This is a genomic window from Billgrantia sp. NRB1 (assembly GCF_056921725.1).
On the sequence record NZ_CM167783.1, the window covers coordinates 130,192 to 156,031 of the forward strand.

The 25,840-nt window shown below is 66.9% G+C and carries 26 protein-coding genes; 17 read left to right on the forward strand and 9 right to left on the reverse strand.

Annotated features, from left to right (window positions below; genetic code table 11):
- Window positions 1–14: 14 nt before the first annotated feature.
- From ACZIYR_RS00565 to ACZIYR_RS00580, 4 genes are all read right to left on the reverse strand, one after another.
- Window positions 15–395, reverse strand: coding sequence for a DUF6164 family protein (locus ACZIYR_RS00565; protein WP_473031966.1), 381 nt, complete (start codon window positions 393–395; stop codon window positions 15–17).
- Window positions 395–949: a hypothetical protein gene (locus ACZIYR_RS00570; RefSeq protein ID WP_483527857.1), complete on the reverse strand. Its 555-nt coding sequence runs from the start codon at window positions 947–949 to the stop codon at window positions 395–397. Before ACZIYR_RS00570 ends, ACZIYR_RS00565 begins: the two co-directional genes overlap by 1 nt.
- A gap of 63 nt (window positions 950–1,012) precedes the next feature.
- Window positions 1,013–1,402: a c-type cytochrome gene (locus ACZIYR_RS00575; RefSeq protein WP_483527858.1), complete on the reverse strand. Its 390-nt coding sequence runs from the start codon at window positions 1,400–1,402 to the stop codon at window positions 1,013–1,015.
- A gap of 136 nt (window positions 1,403–1,538) precedes the next feature.
- A complete protein-coding gene (locus tag ACZIYR_RS00580) occupies window positions 1,539–1,877 on the reverse strand; it encodes a hypothetical protein (RefSeq protein WP_473031970.1) in 339 nt (112 codons plus the stop codon).
- A gap of 397 nt (window positions 1,878–2,274) precedes the next feature.
- On the opposite strand from ACZIYR_RS00580, the gene nosR reads away from it, so the two are divergent.
- The 6 genes from nosR to ACZIYR_RS00610 all read left to right on the forward strand — a co-directional run bounded on the left by nosR (window position 2,275) and on the right by ACZIYR_RS00610 (window position 10,192).
- A complete protein-coding gene (gene nosR / locus ACZIYR_RS00585) occupies window positions 2,275–4,410 on the forward strand; it encodes a transcriptional regulator NosR (RefSeq protein ID WP_483527859.1) in 2,136 nt (711 codons plus the stop codon).
- Between the two features lie 137 nt (window positions 4,411–4,547).
- Window positions 4,548–6,473: a TAT-dependent nitrous-oxide reductase gene (nosZ, locus tag ACZIYR_RS00590; RefSeq protein WP_473031973.1), complete on the forward strand. Its 1,926-nt coding sequence runs from the start codon at window positions 4,548–4,550 to the stop codon at window positions 6,471–6,473.
- 67 nt (window positions 6,474–6,540) lie between these two features.
- Window positions 6,541–7,845, forward strand: a complete 1,305-nt coding sequence (locus tag ACZIYR_RS00595; protein ID WP_483527860.1) for a nitrous oxide reductase family maturation protein NosD — start codon at window positions 6,541–6,543, stop codon at window positions 7,843–7,845.
- Complete coding sequence (locus tag ACZIYR_RS00600; protein ID WP_483527861.1) at window positions 7,842–8,819, forward strand: ABC transporter ATP-binding protein; 978 nt, start codon at window positions 7,842–7,844, stop codon at window positions 8,817–8,819. The genes ACZIYR_RS00595 and ACZIYR_RS00600 overlap by 4 nt, the downstream gene beginning before the upstream one ends.
- Window positions 8,816–9,646 (forward strand): ABC transporter permease, encoded by an 831-nt coding sequence (locus ACZIYR_RS00605; RefSeq protein WP_483527862.1) that lies wholly within the window; start codon window positions 8,816–8,818, stop codon window positions 9,644–9,646. The genes ACZIYR_RS00600 and ACZIYR_RS00605 overlap by 4 nt, the downstream gene beginning before the upstream one ends.
- An 18-nt stretch (window positions 9,647–9,664) precedes the next feature.
- Window positions 9,665–10,192: a nitrous oxide reductase accessory protein NosL gene (locus ACZIYR_RS00610; protein ID WP_483527863.1), complete on the forward strand. Its 528-nt coding sequence runs from the start codon at window positions 9,665–9,667 to the stop codon at window positions 10,190–10,192.
- Window positions 10,193–10,285: 93 nt separating this feature from the next.
- Here the strand turns inward: ACZIYR_RS00610 and ACZIYR_RS00615 are convergent, their stop codons facing one another.
- The 3 genes from ACZIYR_RS00615 to ACZIYR_RS00625 form a co-directional block, all read right to left on the reverse strand.
- Window positions 10,286–10,597: a c-type cytochrome gene (locus tag ACZIYR_RS00615; RefSeq protein ID WP_473031978.1), complete on the reverse strand. Its 312-nt coding sequence runs from the start codon at window positions 10,595–10,597 to the stop codon at window positions 10,286–10,288.
- 126 nt (window positions 10,598–10,723) lie between these two features.
- A complete protein-coding gene (locus ACZIYR_RS00620) occupies window positions 10,724–11,194 on the reverse strand; it encodes an Rrf2 family transcriptional regulator (protein WP_473031979.1) in 471 nt (156 codons plus the stop codon).
- Between the two features lie 67 nt (window positions 11,195–11,261).
- A complete protein-coding gene (locus ACZIYR_RS00625) occupies window positions 11,262–11,660 on the reverse strand; it encodes a YbaN family protein (protein ID WP_473031980.1) in 399 nt (132 codons plus the stop codon).
- Between the two features lie 45 nt (window positions 11,661–11,705).
- Between ACZIYR_RS00625 and ACZIYR_RS00630 the strand changes: the two genes are divergently transcribed.
- The 5 genes from ACZIYR_RS00630 to ACZIYR_RS00650 all read left to right on the forward strand — a co-directional run bounded on the left by ACZIYR_RS00630 (window position 11,706) and on the right by ACZIYR_RS00650 (window position 18,299).
- Window positions 11,706–12,890: an NnrS family protein gene (locus ACZIYR_RS00630; RefSeq protein ID WP_483527864.1), complete on the forward strand. Its 1,185-nt coding sequence runs from the start codon at window positions 11,706–11,708 to the stop codon at window positions 12,888–12,890.
- Window positions 12,891–13,009: 119 nt separating this feature from the next.
- Window positions 13,010–14,395, forward strand: coding sequence for an oxygen-independent coproporphyrinogen III oxidase (hemN, locus tag ACZIYR_RS00635; protein WP_483527865.1), 1,386 nt, complete (start codon window positions 13,010–13,012; stop codon window positions 14,393–14,395).
- 331 nt (window positions 14,396–14,726) lie between these two features.
- Window positions 14,727–15,209 (forward strand): ubiquinone anaerobic biosynthesis accessory factor UbiT, encoded by a 483-nt coding sequence (ubiT, locus tag ACZIYR_RS00640; RefSeq protein WP_473031983.1) that lies wholly within the window; start codon window positions 14,727–14,729, stop codon window positions 15,207–15,209.
- Between the two features lie 36 nt (window positions 15,210–15,245).
- The gene (locus tag ACZIYR_RS00645; RefSeq protein WP_483527866.1) at window positions 15,246–17,357 is read left to right on the forward strand and encodes an adenosylcobalamin-dependent ribonucleoside-diphosphate reductase; all 2,112 of its coding nucleotides are present in this window, start codon (window positions 15,246–15,248) and stop codon (window positions 17,355–17,357) included.
- Between the two features lie 174 nt (window positions 17,358–17,531).
- Window positions 17,532–18,299 carry a ribonucleoside-diphosphate reductase gene (locus ACZIYR_RS00650; protein WP_483527867.1) on the forward strand — a complete coding sequence of 256 codons (768 nt, stop codon included), beginning with the start codon at window positions 17,532–17,534 and terminating at the stop codon, window positions 18,297–18,299.
- 9 nt (window positions 18,300–18,308) lie between these two features.
- On the opposite strand, the gene ACZIYR_RS00655 is transcribed toward ACZIYR_RS00650, so the two are convergent.
- A complete protein-coding gene (locus ACZIYR_RS00655; RefSeq protein WP_483527868.1) occupies window positions 18,309–19,070 on the reverse strand; it encodes a DeoR/GlpR family DNA-binding transcription regulator in 762 nt (253 codons plus the stop codon).
- 144 nt (window positions 19,071–19,214) lie between these two features.
- Here ACZIYR_RS00655 and ACZIYR_RS00660 point away from each other — a divergent pair, with 144 nt between their 5' ends.
- Genes ACZIYR_RS00660 through cdd form a run of 6 tightly spaced genes read left to right on the forward strand, consistent with a single transcriptional unit; the run spans window position 19,215 to window position 25,032 of the window.
- Window positions 19,215–20,489, forward strand: coding sequence for a NupC/NupG family nucleoside CNT transporter (locus ACZIYR_RS00660; protein ID WP_483527869.1), 1,275 nt, complete (start codon window positions 19,215–19,217; stop codon window positions 20,487–20,489).
- Window positions 20,490–20,527: 38 nt separating this feature from the next.
- Entirely contained in the window at window positions 20,528–21,304 is a 777-nt protein-coding gene (deoC, locus tag ACZIYR_RS00665; RefSeq protein WP_473031987.1) for a deoxyribose-phosphate aldolase, read from the forward strand.
- Window positions 21,304–22,659, forward strand: a complete 1,356-nt coding sequence (deoA, locus tag ACZIYR_RS00670; protein WP_483527870.1) for a thymidine phosphorylase — start codon at window positions 21,304–21,306, stop codon at window positions 22,657–22,659. Before deoC ends, deoA begins: the two co-directional genes overlap by 1 nt.
- Window positions 22,656–23,888, forward strand: coding sequence for a phosphopentomutase (locus ACZIYR_RS00675; protein WP_483527871.1), 1,233 nt, complete (start codon window positions 22,656–22,658; stop codon window positions 23,886–23,888). The genes deoA and ACZIYR_RS00675 overlap by 4 nt, the downstream gene beginning before the upstream one ends.
- On the forward strand, window positions 23,888–24,616 hold the full coding sequence (deoD, locus tag ACZIYR_RS00680) for a purine-nucleoside phosphorylase (protein ID WP_483527872.1): 729 nt from the start codon (window positions 23,888–23,890) through the stop codon (window positions 24,614–24,616). Before ACZIYR_RS00675 ends, deoD begins: the two co-directional genes overlap by 1 nt.
- Window positions 24,613–25,032, forward strand: coding sequence for a cytidine deaminase (gene cdd, locus ACZIYR_RS00685; protein WP_483527873.1), 420 nt, complete (start codon window positions 24,613–24,615; stop codon window positions 25,030–25,032). The genes deoD and cdd overlap by 4 nt, the downstream gene beginning before the upstream one ends.
- A gap of 4 nt (window positions 25,033–25,036) precedes the next feature.
- Here cdd and ACZIYR_RS00690 read toward each other — a convergent pair whose 3' ends face one another.
- On the reverse strand, window positions 25,037–25,771 hold the full coding sequence (locus ACZIYR_RS00690; protein ID WP_483527874.1) for an anaerobic ribonucleoside-triphosphate reductase activating protein: 735 nt from the start codon (window positions 25,769–25,771) through the stop codon (window positions 25,037–25,039).
- Window positions 25,772–25,840 lie beyond the last annotated feature (69 nt).

The following is a 25,840-nucleotide window of genomic DNA, read 5'->3' on the forward strand; positions in this document are numbered from 1 at the left end:
CGGCTTTCGGCGGGTCAGGCGCCGCCGAAGGCCTCGATCAGCCCCAGGAAGGGCGCCAGGGTCAGGGCCAGGATGGCCAGCACCGCCAGGATGGCCAGCACCACCCGCACGGGATGCTGGCACAGGCGCTGCCACTGGGTGGGCGCCACGCCTCGCTCGACACGGTCGGCATGCGCCTGTTGCTCCCGCGCCTGGCGCTCGGCCTGGTAGCGGTCTAGCGCCTCCCGCGCCGCCTCCAGCTGCGTGTCGTCGCGCAGCCAGATGGCGTCGACCCCCAGCCTCCAGAAGCCGGCATGGGTCTCGTAGGTGTCGAAGCCGTGCTCGTCGAGCAGCCGGCGCACCTCCCAGGCCTCCTCTTCGGAGACATGCGATAGCCGAAACAGCAGCGTCGCCATCAGCCGGCCGCCTCGCATTGCCGCTCGGCCCGGGCGATGGCGGCATCGGCACCGTCGAGCGCGAAGCTCAGGAACCAGTAGTCCTCCTCGGCACGGGTCAGGCGCAGTCGCAGGGTGTCGCCGCGGCGCATCTCCTCGATCAATAGCTCCTGCTCGTTCAGGTAGAAGTTCACATAGAAGCCGCTGTCACCGCGCTGGGTGATGAACTCCGCCATGCCGTTATGGAGGGTGTCGTGATCGACCCGCAGGTCGGCCGGGACCAGGTTGGCCACCCGACTCTTGGCCTGATGCTCGTCGAGCTCGACGCGAACCTCCAGCCACGGCAGGTCGCAGACCCGGGGGGTGAAGTTGAGGCTAAGCAGGGTGTCGCTGTAGCTGTACTGCTCAAGGGCGCGGAAGTGGCGCTCCTCGCCCAGCGTCAGGGTCACGGAGTGCCAGCGGCCGTGCGTTTCGAGATCGCTGGTGTTGAAGGTGGTGGCTCCGGCCAGCGGCGCGGCGCTCAGGCCGGCAGCCAGCGCGGCGAGGCGTGCAGTGGCGGCAAGGGTCTGGATCATGGCCCGGTCATCCTGAAGGTCAGGAGGGCGATGGTAGCATTCACGGCCCCGGGCGCCGAGCCATCACGGCCTCTCGGGCGCCTCCAGGCGGCTGTAGTGGGCGGCGAGGTCGGCGATGTCCTGGTCGCTCAGGCCACGGGTCATGCTGGCCATTCGGTGGCCTCTTTCGCCGGCGCGCAGCGCCTTCATGCCTTCGATGAAGCGGGTTTCATCCATCCCGGCGATGCTGGGATAGCGCGAGGTCACGCTGCGCCCCTGGTAGCCGTGACAGCTGGTGCACAGCTTGGCCATTTCGGCGCCGCGCTCGGGGTCGCCGACGTAACCGAGGGCTGCCGCTTCGTCGGTTGGCTGCGGTTCCGCGTCGCGCTGTGGCGTCGACGCCTCGGCAAGGGCGCCCGTGGCGAGGATCAGCAGCAGCAGGGGAGCGAGCAGAGCGGGAAGCACAGCGCGCATGATGGCGTCACCCTAGTCCGAGTCGTGTAGCGCCATTCTACCCGCTGCGCGTACGGCTGCCCTTGACATGCGTCAGGTCGCCCCGGAAGCGGCGAATCGCCCCGGCAGACGTTCGTCTAAAGCCGGCCCCCGTTCATCAGTCGAAATCGCGACTCGGCAGCAGCCAGCTCTCCGAGGGTCGATGGCCGGCTTGCTCGGCCTGCCGGTACTGCTCGGCCATGTCGTCGGTGATGGTTTTCAGGCAGGCCTCGACGCTGGGATGGTCGTCGGCGCTTTCGAAGATCGGTTCGTCCTGCAGCGGGGTCTGGATGTAGTGGCTCTGTTCACAGCTCACCCGTCCCTCTTCCAACTGACGGTAGAGGCGTACCCGGATCGGGGTGGGAATATCACCCAGGCAGAAGGCGTACTCGGTAACCAGCTGGCGCTGATGGATGATCAATGGATTGCGCATGGCATTGAGCGGTTCTTCAGTCATGGCGACTCCGTGAGCCCCGCGGAGGGAGTTGAGCACAGTGCGATCGAGACTATCACCTTGTCGGGAAGGCGAGAAGAGCTCTCCAGGGCCCTCCCAGGGCGTCAATGTCGCATCGAGCCTTTCGTTGCCAGATCAACGCAGTTGTCACGATTTTCCGGCTGAATGCGGCATGAGTGGCCAGGTTTGATACAGGTCAGGTTTTCAGCCCCTGGCTATGCTAACGTTAAACAGGTATCGAATATACGCTTTTTCCGGCTGCGCAAGGCACGCCCCAGGGTACTACAGGAAGGGTGTCGGTGCCGTGATGTGCCACGGTCGGGGCTTTTCCATGTCACGGAGTGCAGGCGCCGGTTCCGGCGGACGTCCAGTCGGCATGAACATGATGGAGACGAATGGAATGAGGTTGTTGCACTCCTGGCTGCTGGTGTTGCTGGTAATGTTCTGGCTGCCCACGGTCGCCACGGCGGCGGATTGGCTGCCCGAGGTGTTCCCCGAGGCCAGCAGCGTCGGGCAGCCCCTGGAGGACGCCCCGGCCGTGCCGGTGCTGCAAGATGGCGAGATCGTCGGCTATGTCTTCGAGACCAACGACCTCGCGCCCATTCCCGCCTACTCCGGCTATCCCGTCAATATGCGCGTCGGCATGGATCTGGAAGGCCGAATCACCGGCGTGCAGGTGCTGGATCACTCCGAACCGATCATGCTGGTCGGCATCCCCGAGACCGTGCTCGACGATTTCGTCGATCAGTACGTCGGCAAATCGATCCGCCAGAAGGTGCGTGTCGGCCTCTCGCGCCAGCAGCGCGAAGGCTATGAGCACGTCGATGCGGTGTCCGGTGCCACCGTCACCGTCGTGGTAATGGGCGAGGGCATCATGCGCTCGGCCCGCCAGCTGGCGCGTCAGCTGGGGATCATCACCGCCGCCGTCAGGGAGCCGGCCACGGTTCGCGAGGATATCTTCGAGGAGGCTAGCTGGGCCGAGCTCAAGGAGCAGGGCGCCATCGGCCATCTGCATCTGACCCGTGGCGAGGTCGACGACGCCTTCGTCGGCACCGATGCCGAGGGCGTCGAAGCCGCCCCGGAGGGGCGCGAGGACGAGACCTTCATCGATCTCTACTTCGCCTACCTGAACGTTCCCACCATTGGCCGCAATCTGCTGGGCGAGCGCCAGTACGAGCAGCTGATGGAAAGCCTCGGTGAGAACGAGCATGCGCTGGCGCTGCTGGCCGATGGCCGATACTCCTTCAAGGGCTCCGGCTTCGTGCGCGGGGGCATCTACGACCGCATCCTGATCCATCACGGCGGACGCTCGGATCAGTTCCGCGATACCGACATGCGTCGCCTGTGGGGCATCGACGCCGAGGGAGCGCCGCGCCTGCCCGAGCGCGATATCTTCATCCTGCGTGAAGAGGCGGGCTTCGACCCCGGCCAGGCGTGGGAGGTCGAGCTGCTAGTGCGTCGTCAGGTGGGGGCTCTGGACACCGAGTTTGCCGGTTTCGCAGCGGAGGTGACGGTGCCGGAGCGCTTCCTCGAGATTCCCGAGCCGCCCGCCGATGCCATGCTCGACGCCGACGAGGACCGCCCCCTGTGGATCTCGGTCTGGGAAGATCGGGTCATGCACATCATCGTGCTGGGGGCCGGTCTGGGCGTGCTGACCTTCATCCTGCTGTTTCAGGATATGCTGGCCAAACGGCCTCGACTGCTGCACACCCTGCGCTACAGCTTCCTGGTCTATACGGTGGTGTTCATCGGCTGGTATGCCCTGGCGCAGCTCTCGGTGGTGAATATCTTCACTTTCACCAACGCGCTGTTCACCGATTTCCGCTGGTCCACCTTCCTGATGGACCCGATGATGTTCATTCTCTGGAGCTTCGTGGCGGTCTCGCTGCTGCTGTGGGGGCGCGGCGTCTACTGCGGTTGGCTCTGCCCCTTCGGCGCCATGCAGGAGCTGATCAGCGCGGTGGCCCTCAAGCTCAAGGTGCCGCAGTTCGAGCTGCCCTTCGTGGTTCACGAGCGTCTCTGGGCATTGAAATACATCATTCTGCTGGGGCTATTCGCCATCTCGCTGCAGTCCTTGACCCAGGCGGAGATCTACGCCGAGGTCGAGCCCTTCAAGACGGCGGTGCTGCTGAAGTTCCAGCGCGAGTGGGGCTTCGTGCTCTATGCGGTGCTGCTGCTGGTGATCAGCGCCTTCAACCACAAGTTCTACTGCCGCTATGTCTGCCCGCTGGGGGCCGGCCTGGCGATCCCTGCACGCATTCGGCTGTTCGACTGGCTGCGCCGCCACAAGGAGTGCGGCAAGCCCTGCCAGATCTGCGCCCACGAATGCCATATCCAGGCGATCCATCCCGATGGCCGGATCAACCCCAACGAGTGCCACTACTGCCTGGATTGCCAGGTGACCTACCACAACGATCGCAAGTGCCCGCCCATGGTGGTGCAGCGCAAGAAGCGTGAGAAGGCCACCCGGCTCAGCAGCAAGGCGGCAGAGAAACAGCGTATCCCGGTGGCAGAAGTATCCGGAGACGGTGCCTGAGGGGCCGGTGCCCCTCGGGAGCGGTACCCCGCGCGGCGTGAGGCGCCATCAGGCGCCCACGAATCGCCGGAAAGCGAAGGCCGAACGCAGAGTCGGCATCGAGGCTTCTCTCGACATAATGAAACGGAGGTAGTGTCATGAGCGACAACCATAAGGACGACAAGCCCACCGGCTCGCCCGAAGGCGCTTCGGTCAACCAGGGGCGTCGTCGCTTCCTGGCGGGTAGCGCCATGGTCGGTGCGGCCGGCATGGCCGGTGTCACCGGCGTGGCGGGCGTGGGTGCCCTGACCCGCAGCCAGCCGGCCCAGGCGGCCAGCAATGGCGGCGCCGACATCCACGTGCCGCCGGGTGAACTGGACGAGTACTACGGCTTCTGGAGCGGCGGCCACAGTGGTGAAGTGCGCGTCTACGGCGTGCCCTCCATGCGCGAGATCATGCGGATTCCGGTGTTCAACCACTGCTCGGCCTCCGGCTGGGGCATGACCGAAGAATCCAAGCGCATCATGGGCGACAGCCATCGCTTCACCAACGGCGACGCCCACCACCCTCACGTCAGCTACACCGATGGCAGCCACGACGGCCGCTACCTGTTCATCAACGACAAGGCCAACACCCGCGTGGCGCGGATTCGTCTTGATGTCTTCAAGACCGACAAGATGGTCACCGTGCCCAACGTCCAGGCGATCCACGGCCTGCGTCTGCAGAAGGCGCCGCGCACCGGCTATGTGTTCGCCAACGGCGAGTACATGATTCCCCAGCCCAACGACGGGCGGGACATCAACGACCCGTCGAAGTACTACACCCTGTGGAATGCCATCGATGCCGACACCATGGAGGTGAAGTGGCAGGTGATGGTAGACGGCAACCTGGACAATATGGACGCCGACTACACCGGCAAGTACGCCGCGGCGACCTGCTACAACTCCGAGGGCGCTGTGGACCTGGCGGGCAAGATGCGCGCCGACCGCGACTGGGTAACCGTGTTCAGCATCGAGCGTATCGAGCAGGCGGTGGCCGACGGCAACTACATGACCATCGGCGACTCCGACGTGCCGGTGGTCGACGGCCGCAAGAGCTCCGACCTCAACGTTACCCGCTACGTGCCGGTGCCCAAGAACCCCCACGGGCTCAATACGTCCACCGATGGCAAGTACTTCATTGCCGCCGGCAAGCTCTCGCCCACCGTGTCGATGATCGAAATCGCCAAGCTCGACGACCTCTTCGAGGGCAATCTGGACGACGAGCGCGACGTCATTGCCGCCGAGCCGGAAATCGGCCTGGGGCCGCTCCACACCACCTACGACGGCCGCGGCAACGCCTACACCACGGTGTTCATCGACAGCCAGGTGGTGAAGTGGAACATGGAAGACGCCGTGCGCAACTACAACGGCGAGGACGTCGAGTACATCCGCCAGAAGCTGGATGTCCACTACCAGCCGGGCCACAACCATGCAACCCTGGCAGAGTCCAAGGATGCCGACGGCAAGTGGCTGTTCTCTCTGAACAAGTTCTCCAAGGACCGCTACCTGCCGGTGGGCCCGCTGCACCCGGAAAACGATCAGATGATCGACATCTCCGGCGAGGAAATGAAGCTGGTGCACGACACGCCCACCTTCGCCGAGCCCCACGATGCGGTGATCATCCGCCGCGACCAGATCCAGACCAAGCAGATCTGGGAGCGCGACGATCCCTACTTCGCCGAAACCATTGCCATGGCCGAGGCGGACGGTGTCAACGTCGAGACCGACAACACCATCATTCGTGACGGCAACAAGGTGCGGGTCTACATGACCTCGGTGGCGCCGAACTTCGGGATCACCGAAATTCCCGTCAAGCAGGGCAACGAGGTCACGGTGACCATCACCAACCTGGACCGCGTCGAGGATCTCTCCCACGGCTTCTGCGTGGTGGATCACGGCGTGAGCATGGAGATCAGCCCGATGCAGACCGCCTCGATCACCTTCACGGCAGACAAGCCCGGGGTGTTCTGGTACTACTGCAACTGGTTCTGCCACGCGCTGCACATGGAGATGGTCGGTCGCCTGCTCGTCGAGCCGGCGTAAGCCCCTCCGGGGTCGGCGGCAACGCCGACCCCCTCCCTCCTCTCTTTTATCTCCAACCGAGAGTCATATGCGTTCGACATGGCTTTTCCTGCTCTTGCTGATGCTGTTTCCGGCGCTGGGCTTCGCCGCCGAGCGTCTCGTCGTGCCGGGCGAGCAGTCGCTGCAAGAGGTGCTGGATTCGGCACAAACCGGTGATCGGGTGCGCCTGATGCCGGGCCTCTACGAGGGTAACTTCGTTGTCGAGACCACCATCGAATTGGTCGGTGAGGAAGGGGCGATTCTGGACGGTCAGGGCCGCGGCAGCGTGCTGAGCGTGATGGCGCCGGCAACCACGGTATCGGGCCTGCATATCCGCAACGACGGGGCCAATCTGACCGAGATAGACAGCGGCATCTTCGTGGCCGATTCTGCCACGGGCGCCGTCATCGAGAACAATCGTATCGAAGCCCGCGGCTTCGGTATCTGGCTGGATGCGCCAGCCGATGTGCGGGTGGAAGGCAACCGCATCAGCGGCGACGCCTCCCTGCGCTCCCAGGACCGCGGCAACGGCCTGCAGCTCTTCAACGTCACCGGTGCCGAGATCATCGGCAACGAGATCTGGGAGGCCCGGGACGGCATCTATATCGATGTCAGCAACCACAATCGCCTGATCGGTAATCTGCTGCGCGATCAGCGCTATGGCGTACATTACATGTTCTCGCACGCCAACGAGGTGCGCGACAACGAGACCCGCAACAATCGGCTCGGCTACGCGCTGATGCAGTCGCGCCAGCTCGAGGTGGTCGGCAACCGCTCGATCCGCGATCAGAACTACGGCTTTCTGCTCAACTTCATCGTCGACTCGGTGATCGCCGAGAACATCGCCATCGAAGCCCAGCGGGGGGGCGTGGCGGCGGCACCCGACGGCCACGCCATCAGCGGCGCCGAGGGCAAGGCGCTGTTCGTCTATAATTCGCTGTTCAACGAGATTCGCGACAACCTGTTTGCCCGCACCGAGATCGGCATTCATATGACCGCCGGCTCCGAGGACAACGAGTTTCACGGCAATGCCTTCGTCGGCAACGAGAGCCAGGTCAAGTACGTGGCCCTGCGCGAGCAGGAGTGGTCCCATGACGGCCGCGGCAACTACTGGAGCGACTACCTGGGCTGGGATCTCAGCGGCGACGGTATCGGCGACATCCCCTATGAACCCAATGATTCGGTGGACCGGCTGATCTGGACCTACCCGATGGCCAAGATCCTGATGAACAGCCCGGCGGTTCAGGTGCTGCGCTGGGTACAGCGCGAGTTTCCGATCCTGCGTCCGCCCGGCGTCAAGGACAGCCACCCCCTCATGACCCTACCCGACTGGATGGCGGAGGCCCTGCAATGACTCACCCCGTAATCGAGATGGCATCCGTCGGCAAGCGTTTCGGCAAGCTGGCCGCCCTCAACGACATCAGCCTGCGCCTGGGCGAAGGCGAAGTGCTGGGCCTGATGGGCCACAATGGTGCCGGCAAGTCCACGTCGATGAAGCTGATCCTCGGCCTGATTCGGCCCAGCAGCGGCGAGCTGCGGGTGTTCGGCCATGACCCGAGCGGCGCCGAGGCCAACGACCTGCGGCTGCGGTTGGGCTATCTGCCCGAGAACGTGCAGTTCTACGAGCAGCTCAGCGGCCGCGAGGTGTTGCGCTACTTCGCCAAGCTCAAGCGCGTCGGTCACGGCGTCGTCGACACTCTGCTGGAGCGGGTCGGCCTGACCCACGCCATGCATCGCCGGGTGAAGACCTACTCCAAGGGCATGCGCCAGCGCCTGGGCCTTGCCCAGGCATTGATCGGCGAGCCGCGCCTGATGCTGCTCGATGAGCCGACCGTGGGGCTCGACCCCATGGCGACACGCGATTTCTATGCGATGGTCGATGAGCTGCGCGGCCGTGGCGTCAGCGTGATCCTCTGCTCCCATGTGCTGCCGGGGGTCGAGCGGCATATCGACCGGGCGGCGATTCTCGGCCAGGGCCGTATGCTGGCCTCGGGCAGCATCGACGAGCTGCGTGAGGCCGCCAACCTGCCGCTGGTGATGCGCCTGCGCACCGCTCTGACGCCGGACGCCGTGGCAGAGCGGCTGCAGGCCTTCGGCGTTCGTGTCGACCAGGGCAGCCTGGGGCGGCTCGAGCTGGCGGTACCCACGCGGGCCAAGGTCGAAGTGCTGCGCGCCCTGCTGACTGACGGCCAGGTCGAGGATATCGACCTCGAACCGCCGACGCTGGAGTCGCTCTACGCCCACTTCGACGGCACCGTGCGTCGCAACAGCGCGGTAGAAGAGGTCACTATGTCAGCCAACGTCGGCCCGGAGGGCGTTACCGTATGAACAATCTGCTGATAGTCGCCGGCAAGGAGTTTCGCGACGGCCTGCGCAACCGCTGGGTGCTGGCCATTACCCTGGTGTTCGGGCTGCTGGCCATCGGGCTGGCCTACTTCGGTGCCGCGGCCTCCGGTCAGGTGGGCTTCACCCGGGTGTCGACCACCATCGTCAGCCTGTCGAGCCTGGCGGTCTTCCTGATCCCGCTGATCGCCCTGATGCTGGCCTATGACAGCATCGTCGGCGAAGACGAGCAGGGTACCCTGCTGTTGCTGCTCACCTATCCCATCAGCCGGGTCGAGATCCTGGCCGGCAAGTTCCTGGGCCATGCGGCCATTCTCGGGGTCTCCACCCTGGTCGGTTTCGGCGTGGCCGGGGTGGTCATCGCCGCTTTCGGCAGCGTGGAGAACCTCGGCGAACTGGTGGCCGCCCTGGCCCTGTTCATTCTCTCGGCGATGCTGCTGGGCTGGGCCTTCATCGGCTTCGCCTACCTGATCAGCGTCAATGTGGCCGAGAAGTCCCGTGCGGCGGGCATCGCCCTGGTGGTCTGGTTCCTGTTCGTCATCGTCTTCGACCTGGCGCTGCTGGGCCTGCTGGTCGGCACCGGGGGCCAGGTCAGCGAGGGGCTCTTCCACTACCTGCTGCTGCTCAACCCCACGGACATCTTCCGCATCGTCAACCTGACCTTCTTCGAGGCGGCGCGGACCCAGGCCGGCCTGGCCTCCATCGGCGCCGATGCGGCCTTCCATCCGGCGATGCTGATCGGTGCGATGCTCGCCTGGGTGGTCGTCCCCCTGAGTCTGGCCCTGTGGGTCTTCCGCAGCCGTGAGGCGTGACGTCCAAGGAGTTATGTCATGTTGACGCGTAGGAAGTTCATCATCGTGCTGGGCGGTGTCTCGCTGGCTGGGCTGGCCGGCTGCGGCAGCGAAGAGAGCGAGGCCGTGGCCTGCGGGCCGCTCCCCATCGAGTCAGGCGATGAGTGTGCCGTATGCGGGATGTTCATTGCCGAGCATCCTGGTCCCAAGGCGCAGGCCTGTCTGCGCGATGGGCGAGTGCTCAAGTTCTGTTCCACCTCCGACATGTTCGTCTGGCTGCTGCAGCCGGACTCGGTGCCTCATCTGCAGCAGGCCTTCGTCCATGACATGGGCGCTACCGACTGGGAGTCCCCGGCCGACGATGCCTATATCGGAGCTGACGTGGCCTTCTATGTCACTGAGCAGCCGCTGATGGGGGCCATGGGGCCAACGCTGGCCTCTTTTGGCAGCGAGGCGGAGGCGCGCGCCTTCATCGAGGAGCACGACGGCCTGCTGCTCGACTATGAAGAGGTCGACGTGGCGGTGATCAACCAGCTGGCTCGCTCGCACATTGAGCGCAGCATGTAGCAGCGCTCTGGGTGTCTCGACAATAGGCATAAACGTATCGCCCCCGGCCGGAGCAACCGGCCGGGGGCGATGCGTGTTCAGGGGCTTGCCGACTTAGAGCACCGGCTCCAGCATGAAGTCGACGGCGGCCTTGACTTCTTCGTCGCTCAGGCTGGGGTGGCCGCCGCGCGCCGGCATGGCCTGGAAGCCCTCGATGGAGTGCTCGTACATGACATCCATGCCCTGCTCCAGGCGCGGGGCCCAGGCGGCCTCGTCGCCCTTGATCGGGGCGCCGGCGGCGCCGGTCATGTGGCAGGCCATGCAGGCCTGGTTGTAGATGGCTTCACCGTCGGGCTCGGCCTGGGCAGCGGCGGTGAAGGCGAGGGCGGCAGCACCGGTCAACAGGGCAGTGGTCAGTTTGTTCATCAAGGTTCTCCTGGTCGTGCTAGTCACGGGTTGGCCTGGCCCCGGTGGGGCAGTAGGCCAGGTTGGGAAATATTTCCATGATCACATCATGGTAGACAAGAATCGCGCCCAAGGGCAGGGCAAAGGTTAGGCCGGTGGAGACGAAGGAGGTTCACGTCCATCGCTCTGGATCTTCAGCAGCTTGACCAGCTGAGGCTGGCGGCGGCCGAGCATATCCGCCAGCGTATAGCGGTCCAGGACGGCCATGAAGGCGCCGAGGGCCTCATTGAGAATCGGCTTGAGCCGGCAGGCCGGGGTAATGATGCACTCGTTGTGGTCGCGAAAGCACTCCACCAGGCCGAGTTCGCTCTCGGTGTCCCGCACCAGCTCGCCCAGGCTCACCTCCTCTGCGGGGCGGTTGAGCAGCAAGCCGCCGTTCTTGCCGCGAATGGTGGTGATATAGCCGCGGTGGCTGAGGTCCTGGACCACCTTCATCAGGTGGTTGCGAGACACTCCGAAGCTGTCGGCGATCTCGGTGATGGTCGCCCGCTCATCGCCCTTGACGGCGAGGAAGATCAGCACGCGCAGGGCGTAGTCGGTGTAGCGAGTTAGATGCATAAGGTTACTCGGTAGTCCCCCGGCGTTTGATTTGCGTCAAAAACGTGAATAAAAGCGGTATATCTTATCACCGGTTACTACAGCGGGCGTGGCAGGGTGCGACATCCGGTCGCGTCAGCACGAAGGTGGCCACGCAGCAGAAGATTACCGCGGTCAGCCCCAGCGCCGGCGCCGGCGCCCCACCCAGCCACAGCACCAGCCAGCTGAGCACCAGCAGGCCCGCCGCGAGACGCTTGGCGCGGCGGGGCACGGCGCGCTGACTCTGCCAGGCGTGCAGCGTGGGCCCCAGCCGGGGATGCTCCCACAGCCAGCGGGCCAGGCGCGGCGATCCCTTCGGGGCCGCCCAGGCGGCCACCAGCAGAAAGGGCGTGGTGGGCAGCAGCGGTACCACCAGGCCGGCGGTGCCCAGGCCGATACAGCCGTAGGCCAGGCAGCGCCAGGCCATTCGTGACACCATGGACATCATGCGGACCTCACGGATTGGCAGCGACTCCTCTAAGTAGTATTTTATATGCATGTTTGGCGTCGATGTAAAGCCCGCGCGGGCGTCCCCCCCGATCGTCGCGGTCCGCGCGGGCCCAGCCTGCCGGCCTGGCGCTGGCTCTTCCCCCTGGCAGCGCTGCACGCGGCGCTGATGGTGCCGCTGTCGCTGCTCTCCCTCTATCACTCGCTGGATCTCCTGCCGCATTTGGCCTCGCCCGCCGCCCATGCCCGGGAGCTGCTGTTCGGGTTTGCCCTGGCGGTGATCGCCGGCTACCTGCTCGGTCCACTGCCGCGCCATCGCCTTATCGGTCTGGTGGGGCTCTGGCTGGTGGGGCGCCTGGGGGTGCTGGAGTGGCCGGGCAGCTTCCTGGCGAGCCTGGCGGATGGCGCCTTCGCCCTGTGGGTGGCGGCACTGCTGGTGCCGCGTTTCCTTGCGGCCAAGAAGTGGCGCAATCGGCTCTTGTCACCGCTGCTGGGGCTGATCTGCCTGCTGGCGGTGGTGACCCTCACCTGGCGCTATCTGGAGGGGATGCCCACCACCGACCCGCTGATGCACCAGAGCGTGCTGTGGCTGGTGCTGCTGATGACCTTCATGGGCGGCCGGGTGATCGCCCCGGCGGTCAACGGTCATCTGATGCAGCGTCACGGCGTCGCTGGCGGCGGCGTGCAGCCGCCTATCGAGGCGGCACTGATCGTGCTGCTGGGGTTGGCCCCCTTCATCATGCTGTGGCCCCCGCTGCAGCCGCTGGCCGCGCTGCTGGTGGCGGCCGCCGGGCTGCTGGTGCTGTGGCGGATCCGCCGCTGGCGGCCGGCGCTGTGTCGGGAGCGGCGGGATCTGCTGGTGCTGATGCTCGGCTACGGCTGGCTGGGCATCGGGCTGCTGCTGCTGGCGCGCACCTGGTGGCTGCCGGCCCACGCCAGCACCTCGCTGCACGCCTTCACCATCGGGGCCCTGGGCACCCTGGCCAGCGCCATCATGCTGCGCCAGGTGATCCTGCGCGCCAAGGGGCGCCCCGAGTCGGAGTGGAGCCTGGTGCCGCTGGCGGCGCTGTTTGCCCTGGCGGCCCTGCTGCGGCTGTGGGTGCTGGAGACGGGCAGCGCCTGGCTGGTGGTGCTGTGGGGGTCGGCCGCGGCCTGGAGCCTGGCCTGGCTGCTGGTGGTGTGGCGGCTGTGGCACTGGCTGGCGCGGCTGCCGGCCGGGCGGCCTCGATAGACTTGACCCTGGGCAAGGGTCCGACCTGCCCCTGACGACGCGGCCGGCCGCCAATGGCATACTGACGGCATGAGGCGATGGCCCGCTCCATGCCCCCTTTCAAGAGGCTGTTTCCGATCATGCAAGACACCCTGCTGTTCAACCGCCCCCTGGTGGAGAAGTACGACCGCCCGGGGCCGCGCTATACCTCCTATCCCACGGCGCCGCAGTTCCATACCGCCTTCGCCGAGGACGACTATCGCGCCGCCGCCGAGCGCAGCAACCGTGCCGAGACGCCCAAGCCGCTCTCGGTCTACGTGCATATCCCATTCTGCAAGAGCCTGTGCTACTACTGCGCCTGCAACAAGATCATCACCCACAACACCGAGCGCGCCGCCGAGTACCTGACCTGGCTGAAGCGGGAGATCGAGGTCCAGGGGGCGCTGTTCGACGATTCGCGGCGCATGACCCAGCTGCACCTGGGCGGCGGTACGCCCACCTACCTGAGCAATGCTCAGCTGGGCGAGCTGATGGCGGCGCTGGACGCGGCCTTTCACTTTGCGCCCCCCGCCGAGCGCGAGTTCTCCCTGGAGGTGGACCCGCGCACGGTCACTCCCGAGCAGATCCATGAGCTGCACGATCTGGGGTTCAACCGGCTCAGCTTCGGTGTCCAGGACTTCGACGAGGCCGTGCAGAAGGCGGTCAACCGCATCCAGAGCGAGGAGCAGGTGGTGGAGCTGGTGCAGGCGGCCCGCGAGGCCGGCTTTGCCTCGGTCAGCGTCGATCTGATCTACGGCCTGCCGCTGCAGACCGTGGCCAGCTTCGATGCCACCCTGGACAAGATCATCGCCCTGCGTCCGGATCGTATCGCCACCTACAGCTATGCGCATCTGCCCGACCTGTTCAAGGCCCAGCGGTTGATCCGCCCGGAGGATATGCCGCCCCCGGAGCGCAAGATGGAGCTGCTCGAGCTCACCATTCGCCGTCTCACCGAGGCCGGCTACGTCTATATCGGCATGGACCACTTCGCCCTGCCCGAGGATGAGCTGACCCTGGCCCGGGAGAACGGCACCCTGCAGCGCAACTTCCAGGGCTACTCCACCCACGCCGACTGCGACATGATCGGGCTCGGCAACACCTCCATCGGCAAGGTGGGCGACAGCTACAGCCAGAACGTCAAGGAGACCGCCCAGTACCAGGCGCGGCTCGAAGCCGGCCGGCTGCCGGTGATGCGCGGCTACCGGCTCAACGACGACGACCGCCTGCGCCGCGACGTGATCAACGCCCTGATGTGCCACGGTCGGGTGGACTTCGCCGATATCGAGGCCCGCCACGGGATCGCCTTTCGCGACTACTTCGCCGACGCCCTCGGGGCGCTCGAGGAGATGGCCGACGACGGCCTGCTGGCGATCCGCGAGGACGAGCTCGAAGTGCTGCCCGCGGGGCGTTTGATGATGCGCAACATGGCCATGACCTTCGACGCCTACCTCAAGCCCGAGGAGAACCGCTACTCGCGTACGGTGTGACGGCCCTTGGGATTACGCGAACACGGCGCCCTGCGGGGCGCCGTGTTGGTGGAGGGGATGGTGTCATGGCCCAACCGTTGAGATAGGGATCGTGTCCGCCGCTTGGGGATCAAAGAGTTATCGGAACGCAAGGGGGAGAGCCAATTTTTTATCCAGATATGGTGCTTGATCATCGAATCTGGACTATATATGGTACGCAGGCCCCGGTCGGGGCAGTGGCATGAGCTTGACGCATATCAGTGCAGGCGGCCGCCATCGCGCCTAGGATGGTCGGCTCGTCGGCCTCTCGTGGCCGTGCGATTCCACCGGCTCGATCCCATGGAGAGTAGCGATGTCCCTGTTGCCGTTGTCATTCCTGCCGCGTCCACCCGCCCCGACCCAGCTGATTCGCGCCATTGACCCCCGCGTGCCACTGCCGATCAAGCAGCGCGTGGTCGAGCCGCTGCTCAACCGTACCTTCGCCGAGCCCCTCGCCGAGGGTGAGTTCGACGCCCTAGAGGGGCGGCGTATCACCCTCAACGTGGAAGACCTGGGCGTCGTCTTGACGCTGAGTCTCCAGGATCAGCGCCTGGTGCTCACCCGCGAGGCCGGCGAGGCGACCATTCGCGGGGGCTGGCGGGAGTTTCTCTGCCTGGCGACGCGCCGCGAGGACCCCGATGCGCTGTTCTTCCAGCGCCGGCTGCTGATCGAGGGTGACACCGAGCTTGGCCTGATGGTCAAGAACCTCCTCGACAGCCGCGAGGAGGGCCTGGCCCAGGGCCGGTTCGGCGACTGGCTGGTGCGGCTGGAGCGCATGGCGCGCCGCAACGATTGACCCTGCCCCTATCCAAGGAACTGCCGGAGCCCCTTCATGAGCACAACCACCAAGGCCGTCAAGTCATCCAACGAGGTGCCGCTGCAGGTGCCCTCTCGCGATATCTGGGACGCCAAGTATCGTCTCAAGGATCGTCATGGCCGGCCCGTGGACAAGGACGTGGCGGCCACCTGGGAGCGGGTGGCCCGGGCCCTGGCGGCGGTGGAAGGCGACAAGGCCGAGGAGTGGCTGCCCAAGTTCCGCTGGGCGCTGGAGAACGGCGCCATTCCCGCCGGGCGCATCATGTCCAACGCCGGCGCCGAGGCCTACAAGCCGGCGGTGAGCCTGATCAACTGCACGGTGTCGCGCACCATCCGCGACTCCATGCACGATATCCTCTCCTCGGTGGTGGACGCCGGCATGACCCTCAAGGCCGGCTGCGGCATCGGCTACGAGTTCTCCACCCTGCGCCACAAGGGCGCCTTCGTGTTCGGCGCCGGGGCCGGCACCAACGGTCCCCTGGCGTTCATGGATATCTACGACAAGATGTGCTTCACGGTGGCCTCCGCCGGCGGGCGTCGCGGCGCCCAGATGGGCACCTTCGACGTCGGCCATCCCGACGTGCGCGCCTTCATCGAGGCCAAGCGCGAGGCCGGCCGGCTGCGCCAGTTCAACCTCTCGCTGCTGATCACCGACGAGTTCGTGGAGGCGGTGAAGCACGATAGCGACTGGCCGCTGGCCTTCCCGCTGCATCCGGGCGAGAAGGACGACGTCAAGCCGGAGGACCTGATCTACCGCGACTGGCCGGTGATCGAGGAGGGCTACACCGTTGACGCCGAGGGGCGCGTCGCCTGCCGCATCGTCGAGGTGATCAAGGCGCGCGAGCTGTGGGACACCATCATGCGTTCGACCTACGACTTCGCCGAGCCGGGCTTCATCCTGATCGATCAGGTCAACCGCATGAACAACAACTGGTTCTGCGAGGAGATCCGGGCGACCAATCCCTGCGGTGAGCAGCCGCTTCCTCCCGAGGGCGCCTGCCTGCTGGGCTCGGTCAACCTGACCCGCTTCGTCATCGACCCCTTCGGCAAGAAGCCGCGCTTCGACTGGGAGCGCTATCGCAAGGTGGTGGCGATCTTCACCCGCATGCTGGACAACGTGGTGGAGATCAGCGGCCTGCCGCTCGAGGGGCAGCGCCGCGAGATCGAGGCCAAGCGCCGCCACGGCATGGGCTTTCTGGGCCTGGGCTCGACCCTGACCATGCTCAAGATCCCCTACGGCTCCGCCGAGTCGCTGGCCTTCACCGAGGAGGTCAGCCGCAACCTGGCCATCGAAGGCTGGAAGCAGGCGCTGGAACTCTCCCGCGAGAAGGGCATGGCACCGATCCTCGCCGAGGATTTCGAGATCACGCCCAGGATGCTGCGCGAGCGGCCCGAGCTTGCCAAGGACGGTTACGAGGTGGGCGACAAGGTGCCGGGGCGCATCCTGCACGCCCGCTACAGCCGCTACATGCAGAAGGTCGCCGAGGTGGAGCCGGAGCTGGTCGCCGCGCTCGCCGAGCACGGCGCGCGCTTCACCCACCACAGCTCGATCGCGCCCACCGGCACTATCTCGCTGTCACTGGGCAATAACGCCTCGAACGGTATCGAGCCGTCGTTCTCGCACCGCTACTTCCGCAACGTCATCCAGGCGGGCAAGAAGACCAAGGAGCAGGTCGAGGTGTGCTCCTTCGAGCTGGCGGCTTACCGGCACTTCATCGCCAGCGAGGCCGTGGAGAGCGACCTGCCCGACTACTTCATCACCGCCGATGCGGTAACGCCCAAGCAGCACGTGGCGGTACAGGCCGCCGCCCAGGTGTGGGTGGACTCGGCGATCTCCAAGACGGTCAACGTGCCCACCGAGTTCCCCTTCGAGGCGTTCAAGGACCTCTACCTGGACGCCTACGAGAGCAAGCTCAAGGGCTGCACCACCTTCCGCTTCAACCCGGAGGCCTTCCAGGGCGTGCTGGTCCGCGAAGACGACCTCAAGAACACCACTTACGTCTTCGAGCTGGAGAACGGCGAGACCGTGGAGCTTGCCGGCGACGAGAAGGTGATCTATGACGGCGAGGAGCACAATGCGGCGAACCTCTATGATGCGTTGAAGGAAGGCACCTATGGCAAGTGGTAACTCACGACCTACTGCGCTCGCCGAGGCGGTGTTGCAGTCTTTCTCGGAATGCTCATTTACGGCTCGTAAACTCCGCTTCCTCGAAAGCCTGCGCCTTGCCTCGCCTTCGCTCGTGACGGTCGTGAGCGGCCGTCACCCAAGCGTCAACGCACAACTTTCCGCAGGAGCCCCGTGATGGCCGTCGAAATCAATTCCAAGATCGTCTCCTACAGCGTCAAGAAGGCCGTGGAGGAGCAAGCCCCCCTGGCCGACGAGAACCCGCTCACGGTGCGCATTCCCTCGCGCCCGGAGGGCACCCTGGAGGCGGTGTCCGAGAAGATCTCCTACGTCGGCGCCGAGGGCCGCAAGAAGGTCTACCTGCTGGTCTCCTTCATGCCCGTGGAGGGCGTGCTCGACGGCAAGCGGGTGGTGATCGAGCGGCCGGTGGAGTTCTTCTTCCCCTCCGGCCAGCTCTCCAGCGAGCACCAGTGGATCACTGCCACCATGCGCAGCCTGTCGCTGGCCGCCCGCGGCGGCTACGTCACCCAGGCGGTGGCCGATCTGCGCAAGGTGGCCTGGGACAAGGGCCTGGTACGCTGCGGCATGAACCGCTGGGGCAAGCCGATGTTCCACGACTCCGAGGTGGCGGCCATCGCCTGGTCGATCCAGCAGATCCTCTACCGCCGCGGCTTCCTCGACCAGGACGGCAACCAGGTGCCGGTAGAAGAGCTGGTCAGCCGCTATGCCCATCGCCTGACCCACGGCCACCCCTGGCAGCCGCCGGCCCATGAGGAAGAGGCCGCGCCCGCGGGTGCCGTCTCGGCCATCGGCGGCGACGCGGCCAGCGACAAGGGCGACGGCCCCACCGTGGTGGGCCACTGCCCCGAGTGCCGCGGCGAGCTGATCATGATGGACGGCTGCCCCACCTGCTATGCCGGCTGCGGCTGGTCCAAGTGTGGTTGAATCGAGGGGTCATGCCGCAATGATACGCGGCCTCTCTCTCCCGGCAGGGGCCGCGAGCGGTGCATCCTTGCCGGTGATCACCATGTCGAAGTCCTCCAGTCCGGCGAAGTAGGCAGGACGAATCACGCCGATCTTGCTGTCGTCCACCACCAGCAGGCGCTGTGCCGCAGAGGCGATGGCGGCCTGCTTGGGCGCGACTTCATGGAAGTGGAAGCAGCTGACGCCACGCTCGGCATGCACGCCCGCTGCCGACAGGAACGCCTTGTTGATACCCAGGCGGTGAATCGCATCGGGCATGTCATCGCCGGAGAAGGTCTGGGAAACGGCGTGGTAGAGGCCGCCGAGCAGGATCAGCCGCACACCGGGCAGCCGGCTCACCGCATTGGCGATATTCAAGGCATAGGTCACCACCGTCAGCTCGCGGATGCCCGCCAGCAGGCCGGTCAGCGGCATCAGCGTCGTGCCGCAGTCGACAAACAGGGTGTCCCCCTCCTCGATGAACAGCACGGCTTGCTCGCAGAGCCGGTGCTTGGCCTGGGAATGGCTATCCAGCTCCTTGTCCAGATTGTAGACCGGAGCGTACTGGGGGTTATCAGCCATCACCAGCCGCCCGCCGAAAAAGACCAGGGCGCCGTTGCTGGCTGCCACGTCGCGGCGGATGGTCATTTCCGAGACATTGCAGTGCCTCGCCGCGTCCGATAGGCGCATGGTGCCGCCTGCCGCCAGGGCCTGCTGCAGGCGGGCCAGGCGCTCGGCTCGTCGTGGGTTCATGTTGCGGTTCCTTATGCGGCTCCTTGATGCATCGGAGACTTTTGCCAGAAAATGTTAGAAAAATAACACGCAGTGTTATAAATTTCACGCCATGCCCGCTCCCGGTGCGCCGGGTCCTAGCACGACAATGACAACAGGTGCCCCATGACCCCTATCATGAGCCTCGTCGGCATGGCGACCCTGATCGCCATCGCCCTGCTTTTCTCCACCGATCGCCGCGCCATCCGCCTGCGTACCGTGGGCGGCGCCTTCGCCATCCAGGCCGGTATCGGCGCCTTCGTGCTCTATGTGCCCGCTGGCCAGGCGGTGCTCGCCGCCGTCTCCGGGGCGGTCAGCCAGGTGGTGGCCTACGCCAACGATGGCATCGACTTCGTGTTCGGCGGCCTCGCCGACGTGGAGAACATCGGCTTCGTCTTTGCCATCCAGGTGCTGCCGGTCATCGTGTTCTTCTCCTCGCTGACGGCGGTACTCTATTACATCGGCATCATGCAGTGGGTGATTCGCCTCCTCGGCGGTGCCCTGCAGAAGGCCCTGGGCACCTCCCGCACCGAGTCGCTATCGGCCACCGCCAATATCTTCGTCGGCCAGACCGAGGCGCCCCTGGTGGTACGCCCCTTCATCGCCCGCATGACCCCGTCCCAACTCTTCGCGGTGATGTGCGGCGGGCTCGCCTCGGTGGCCGGTGCGGTGCTGGCCGGCTATGCGGCGCTGGGCGTTCCCATGGAGTACCTGGTGGCCGCCTCCTTCATGGCCGCCCCCGGCGGGCTGCTCTTCGCCAAGCTGATCATGCCCGAGACCCAGACCCCCGAGGACAGCATCTCGGCGGCCGAGAAGCGCCTCGACGAGGAGGAGGATCACCCCACCAACGTCCTGGATGCCGCCGCCGCTGGCGCCTCCTCGGGGCTCAAGCTGGCCGCCAACGTCGGCGCCATGCTGGTCGCCTTCATCGCCCTGATCGCCCTGGTCAACGGCATCCTCGGTGGCCTGGGCGGCTGGGTCGGCATGGAGGCGCTGAGCCTGGAGCTGATCCTCGGCTGGCTCTTCGCGCCGCTGGCCTTCCTGCTGGGCGTGCCCTGGGAGGAGGCGACGCTGGCCGGCTCCTTCCTCGGCCAGAAGCTGGTGGTCAACGAGTTCGTTGCCTATATCAACCTGGCCCCCTACCTCGAGGGCAGCCAGCTGGTGCCGGCCACCGGCCAGGCGATGACGCCCCACACCATGGCGATCCTCTCCTTCGCCCTGTGCGGCTTCGCCAACCTGTCGTCCATCGCCATCCTGCTCGGCGGCCTTGGGAGTATCGCCCCCAGCCGTCGCCACGATATCGCCCGCTTTGGCCTCAAGGCGGTGCTGGCCGGTACCCTCTCCAACCTGATGTCCGCCTCTATCGCTGGCCTCTTCCTCTCCCTGGGGGCCATGGGCTGATGCCGATTTCCGCTACGACCTATTCTAGGAGTCCTGACATGACCGAACTGCAGCAGGCGGCCCGCCAGGCCCTGACCCTGATGGACCTGACCAGCCTCAACGACGACGATACCGACGCCGCCATCGAGGCGCTCTGCCAGCGGGCTCAGACGCCTGTCGGCTCGCCGGCGGCAGTCTGCGTCTATCCCGCCTTCGTGGTGACCGCCAGGCGCGCCCTGACGGCCTATCGGCTCAACGATGTCGTCAAGATCGCCACGGTGACCAACTTTCCCCACGGCGGCGACGATGTCATGGCGGCCGCCCGGGAGACACGGGCCGCCGTGGCCTCGGGAGCCGACGAGGTGGACGTGGTGTTTCCCTATCGCGCCCTGATGGCCGGCAACGAGGCGGTCGGCCTTGAGCTGGTCGAGGCCTGTCGGCAGGCCTGTGGCGATGCCGTGTTGAAGGTGATCATCGAGTCCGGTGAGCTTGCCGATCCTGCCTTGATCCGCCGTGCCAGCGAGCTGGCCATCGACGGCGGAGCCGATTTCCTCAAGACCTCCACCGGCAAGGTCGAGGTCAATGCAACCCTCGAAGCCGCCGAGATAATGCTCCAGGTGATCCGTGACAGTGGCAAGGAAATCGGCTTCAAGGCCGCCGGCGGGGTGCGCAGCGCGGAAGACGCCCAGGGCTACCTGCAGCTGGCCGAGCGGCTGATGGGCGCGGCCTGGATCACGCCGGCCCATTTCCGCTTCGGCGCCTCGGGGCTCCTGGACGATCTGCTGGCGACCCTGGGGGTCGCGCCGGGCGGTATGGCCCCGGCGGGAGGCTACTGATGGATACCCAGGCCCTGCCCCAGGAGCTGATCCGCACCAAGCGCGACGGCCAGGCGCTCGACCCCGAGGCGATTCGCGTCCTGGTGGCCGGTATCGCCGACGGCAGCCTGAGCGATGCCCAGATCGGCGCCTTCGCCATGGCGGTCTATCTCAACGGGATGAGTGCCGCCGAGACGGTGGCGCTCACCGAGGCGATCCGCGACTCCGGCGAGGTCCTCGACTGGTCAGGGCTCGATCTGCCCGGTCCCGTTCTCGACAAGCACTCCACCGGCGGGGTGGGGGATCTGGTCTCCCTGGTGCTGGGTCCCTGGATCGCCGCCTGTGGCGGCTTCGTGCCGATGGTCTCGGGCCGCGGGCTGGGTCACACCGGCGGCACCCTGGACAAGCTGGAGGCGATCCCCGGCTACTCGGTGACGCCGGACACCGCCACCTTCCGTCGCCTGGTTCGCGAGGCGGGGGTGGCCATCATCGGCCAGACGGCCGACCTGGCCCCGGCCGACCGGCGGCTCTATGGCGTGCGTGACGTCACCGCCACCGTGGAGTCGCTGCCGCTGATCGTCAGCTCCATTCTCGGCAAGAAGCTGGCCTGCGGCCTCGATGCCCTGGTGATGGACGTCAAGGTGGGCAGCGGGGCCTTTATGCCCACGCCGGAAGCCTCCCGGGAGCTGGCCGAGACCATCGCCGAGGTGGCGAGCCGCGCCGGCACGCCCACCACGGCGCTGCTCACCGACATGAGCCAGCCGCTGGCGCCCTGCGCCGGCAACGCCCTGGAGGTGCGCGAGGCCCTCGCCCTGCTGTCGGGAGAGAAGCGCGGGGGTCGCCTGCTGGAGGTGACCCGGGAACTGGCCTGCGAGCTGCTGCTGGCCGGCCGGCTGGTCGAGGATCGCCGGGCCGCGCTGTCCAGGCTCGACGAACGGCTCGCCTCGGGGGCGGCCGCCGAGTGCTTCGCGCGCATGGTGGCGGGGCTGGGGGGGCCAGCCGACCTGCTGGAGCGTCCCGCTGCCTACCTGCCCGAGGCGCCGGTGATTCGTGAGGTGTTCGCTAAGCGCCCGGGACGGGTACAGCGTTTGGACACTCGTGCCCTGGGCCTCGCCGTGGTGGCGCTCGGCGGCGGGCGCCGCTCGCCGGACGACGCCATTGACCCGGCCGTCGGCCTGGCCGACATCGCCCCCCTCGGCGAGTGGGTCGATGCGTCGCGTCCGCTGGCGGTGATCCATGCCCGCAGCGAAGCACAGGCCGAACGCGCCGCCGTCCAGCTGCAGGCGGCCACCTGGGTGGGCGAGGAGAGCGCGGCGGCGCCTACACTGATTCAAGAGGTGATCCGCCGACCATCCACCACGGAGGAAGCCCCATGACCCGCGCCATCGTGCTGGTCCTCGACTCCTTCGGCATCGGTGCCGCCCCCGACGCCGAGCGCTTCGGCGATGCCGGGGCCGATACCCTGGGCCATATCGCCGCCGCCTGCGCCCGCGGCCAGTGTGACGGCGCCGACCGTCAGGGGCCGCTGGCGCTGCCCCACCTGGCGCGGCTAGGGCTCTTCCATGCCCATGCCGAGAGCACCGGCGCCTGGGCCGAGGGCGTCGAGACGCCAGCCGAGGTGATCGGCGCCTACGGCCACGCCCGGGAGGTCTCCTCGGGCAAGGACACCCCCTCGGGTCACTGGGAGATCGCCGGGGTGCCGGTGCGTTTCGACTGGGGCTACTTCCTCGAGCGGGAGAACAGCTTTCCCGCCGAGCTGCTCGAGGCGCTGATCCGGGAGGGCGAGCTGCCCGGGGTGCTGGGCAACTGCCACGCCTCGGGCACCGAGATCATCGCCCGCCTGGGTGAGGAGCACCTGGCCAGCGGCAAGCCCATCGTCTATACCTCCGGCGACTCGGTATTCCAGATCGCCGCCCACGAGGAAGCGTTTGGCCTGGCGCGACTCTACGCCCTCTGCGAGACCGCCCGCCACTTACTCGAGCCCTACAACATCGGCCGGGTGATCGCCCGCCCCTTTACCGGCGAGCGCGCCGATGACTTCGCCCGCAGCGCCAATCGCCGGGACTACAGCGTCGAGCCGCCGGCGCCCACGGTGCTGCAGAAGCTGCATGACGATGGCGGCGAGGTGATCGCCATCGGCAAGATCGCCGATATCTACGCCCACTGCGGCATCTCCCGCACGGTGAAGGCCAGCGGTCACGATGCCCTGATGGAGGCCACCCTCGAGGCCCTGGAGGCGGCCGGCGAGCGCTCGCTGATCATGACCAACTTCGTGGATTTCGACACCCTCTACGGTCACCGCCGAGACGTGGCCGGCTATGCCGCGGCGCTGGAGCACTTCGACGCCCGGCTGCCGGAGCTGCTGGGGCGCCTTGCCGACGACGACCTGCTGGTGCTGACCGCCGATCACGGCTGCGATCCCACCTGGCACGGCACCGACCACACCCGGGAGTATGTGCCGGTGCTGGCGCGGGGCGCCGGGCTCGCCCCGGGCTCGCTGGGCCGGCGCGAGAGCTTCGCCGACATCGGCCAGACCCTCGCCGCCCACCTGGGGCTTGAACCCATGGACGACGGCAAGCGCTTTCTCGACACAGGAGGACACTGATGGCCACTCCCCATATCAACGCCGAGCCCGGCGATTTCGCCGACACCGTGCTGATGCCCGGCGACCCGCTGCGCGCCCAGCATATCGCCGAGACCTTTCTGGAGGATGCGCGTCGGGTCACCGACGTGCGCAACATGTTCGGCTACACCGGCCGCTACCGGGGGCGGGAGATCTCGGTGATGGGCCACGGCATGGGGATCCCCTCGGCCTCCATCTACGCCAAGGAGCTGATCACCGACTTCGGCGTGAAGCGGCTGATCCGCGTCGGCTCCTGCGGCGCGGTGGCGGACGACGTGGCGGTGCGCGACGTGGTGATCGGGCTCGGCGCCTGCACCGACTCCGGGGTCAACCGCACCCGCTTCATGGGCCACGACTTCGCCGCCATCGCCGACTTCGCGCTGACCCGTCACGCGGTGGATGCCGCCCGGGACCAGGGGGTGCCGGTGAAGGTGGGCAACCTCTTCTCGGCGGATCTCTTCTATAACCCCCAGGGTGAGCTGTTCGAGCTGATGAAGCGCTACGGCATCGTCGGCGTGGAGATGGAGGCCGCCGGCCTCTACGGCGTGGCCGCCGAGTTCGGCGCCCGGGCAGCGACGATCTGCACGGTCTCGGACCATATCCTCAAGGGCGACTCGCTGAGCAGCCAGGCGCGCCAGAGCACCTTCGACGAGATGGTGGAGATCGCCCTGGAGGCGGTGCGCCGCGACGACGAGGAGTCGGCTCCATGAGCGGGGAGGCCAGGAGCGGCGTCGCGCCGGCCATCGTCGAAGCGCTGGTGACGGTGCGGGGCCGCGCCTACGCCCCCTATTCGCACCACCCGGTGGGCGCGCTGGTGGAGAGCGACAGCGGGACGCGCTATGTCGGCGCCAATGTCGAGGTGGCCCACTACAAGGGACTCTGCGCCGAGGCCTCGGCCATCGCCGCCATGGTCAGTGCCGGCGAGCGGCGTCTGCGCCATGTCTACGTGATCGGCCCGGGTGATCATCTGTGCACACCCTGTGGCGACTGCCGTCAGCGCATCCGCGAGTTCGCCGACGCCGAGACCCGCATTCACGTCATCGATGCCGAGGGAGGGCTGCTGCGGCGCTACACTATCGACGAGCTGCTGCCCGACGCCTTCGGGCCGGAGAACCTGGGCGACTAGGCGACTAGTCGCGCAGCGCCAGCCGCGCGAAATGAGGCCGCAACCGCCGCACCAGGGCCTCCACGGCATCGCGGTCGGGGGCGTCGTCCACCGGCCGGCAGTAGTCGGGATTCTGACATTGGGCCAGGCGCGCCAGCTGCAGCGCATAGTGGCGCACGCCGCAGTCGGCCAGCGTTAGCGCTAGCTCCTCCAGGCGTGCCAGGTCGAAGTCGCGCCAGTGCACCGTGGTGCAGCACTCGAAGGCGGTGTCGCCCTCCAGCAGCAGCGACAGGCTGCGGGCGTGGCGCTGCCAGATCCCCTCCCGCCCCACGATGCGGTCGAAGTCGCGGCCGCGTCCCTTGACGTCGAGGGCCACCCAGTCCAGCAGCGGCAGCAGGGTCTCCAGGCGTTCCGGGTAGGGGCCGGCGGTATGCAGGCCCACCGCCAGCCCCAGCTCGCGGCAGGCCCTGGCGGCATCAGGCAGGTCGGGGTGCAGGGTGGGCTCGCCGCCGCTGAACACCACCGCCTCCAGGTCGCCGGCCCGGGCGGCGAGCAGCGCCTCGATGGCCTCCCACTCGCCGGCCACGGCGCGGCGTGCTTCCCCCATGGTGCTGGCCGTCTCGCAGTAGCCGCAGCGCAGCGGACAGCCCTGCAGGTAGACCACCGCGGCCCGCCGGCCGGGAAAGGCCGTGTGGCTGGTCGCGGCCAGCCCGGCGATGGGCAGGCGGGGGGAGGGGAGGAGAGTGGCTTCCAGGCGCATGGGGAGGCTCGAGTATCGACGATGCGACCATGCTAGACGAGCCGCCGGCCGCGCCCTTTGACGAGCGTC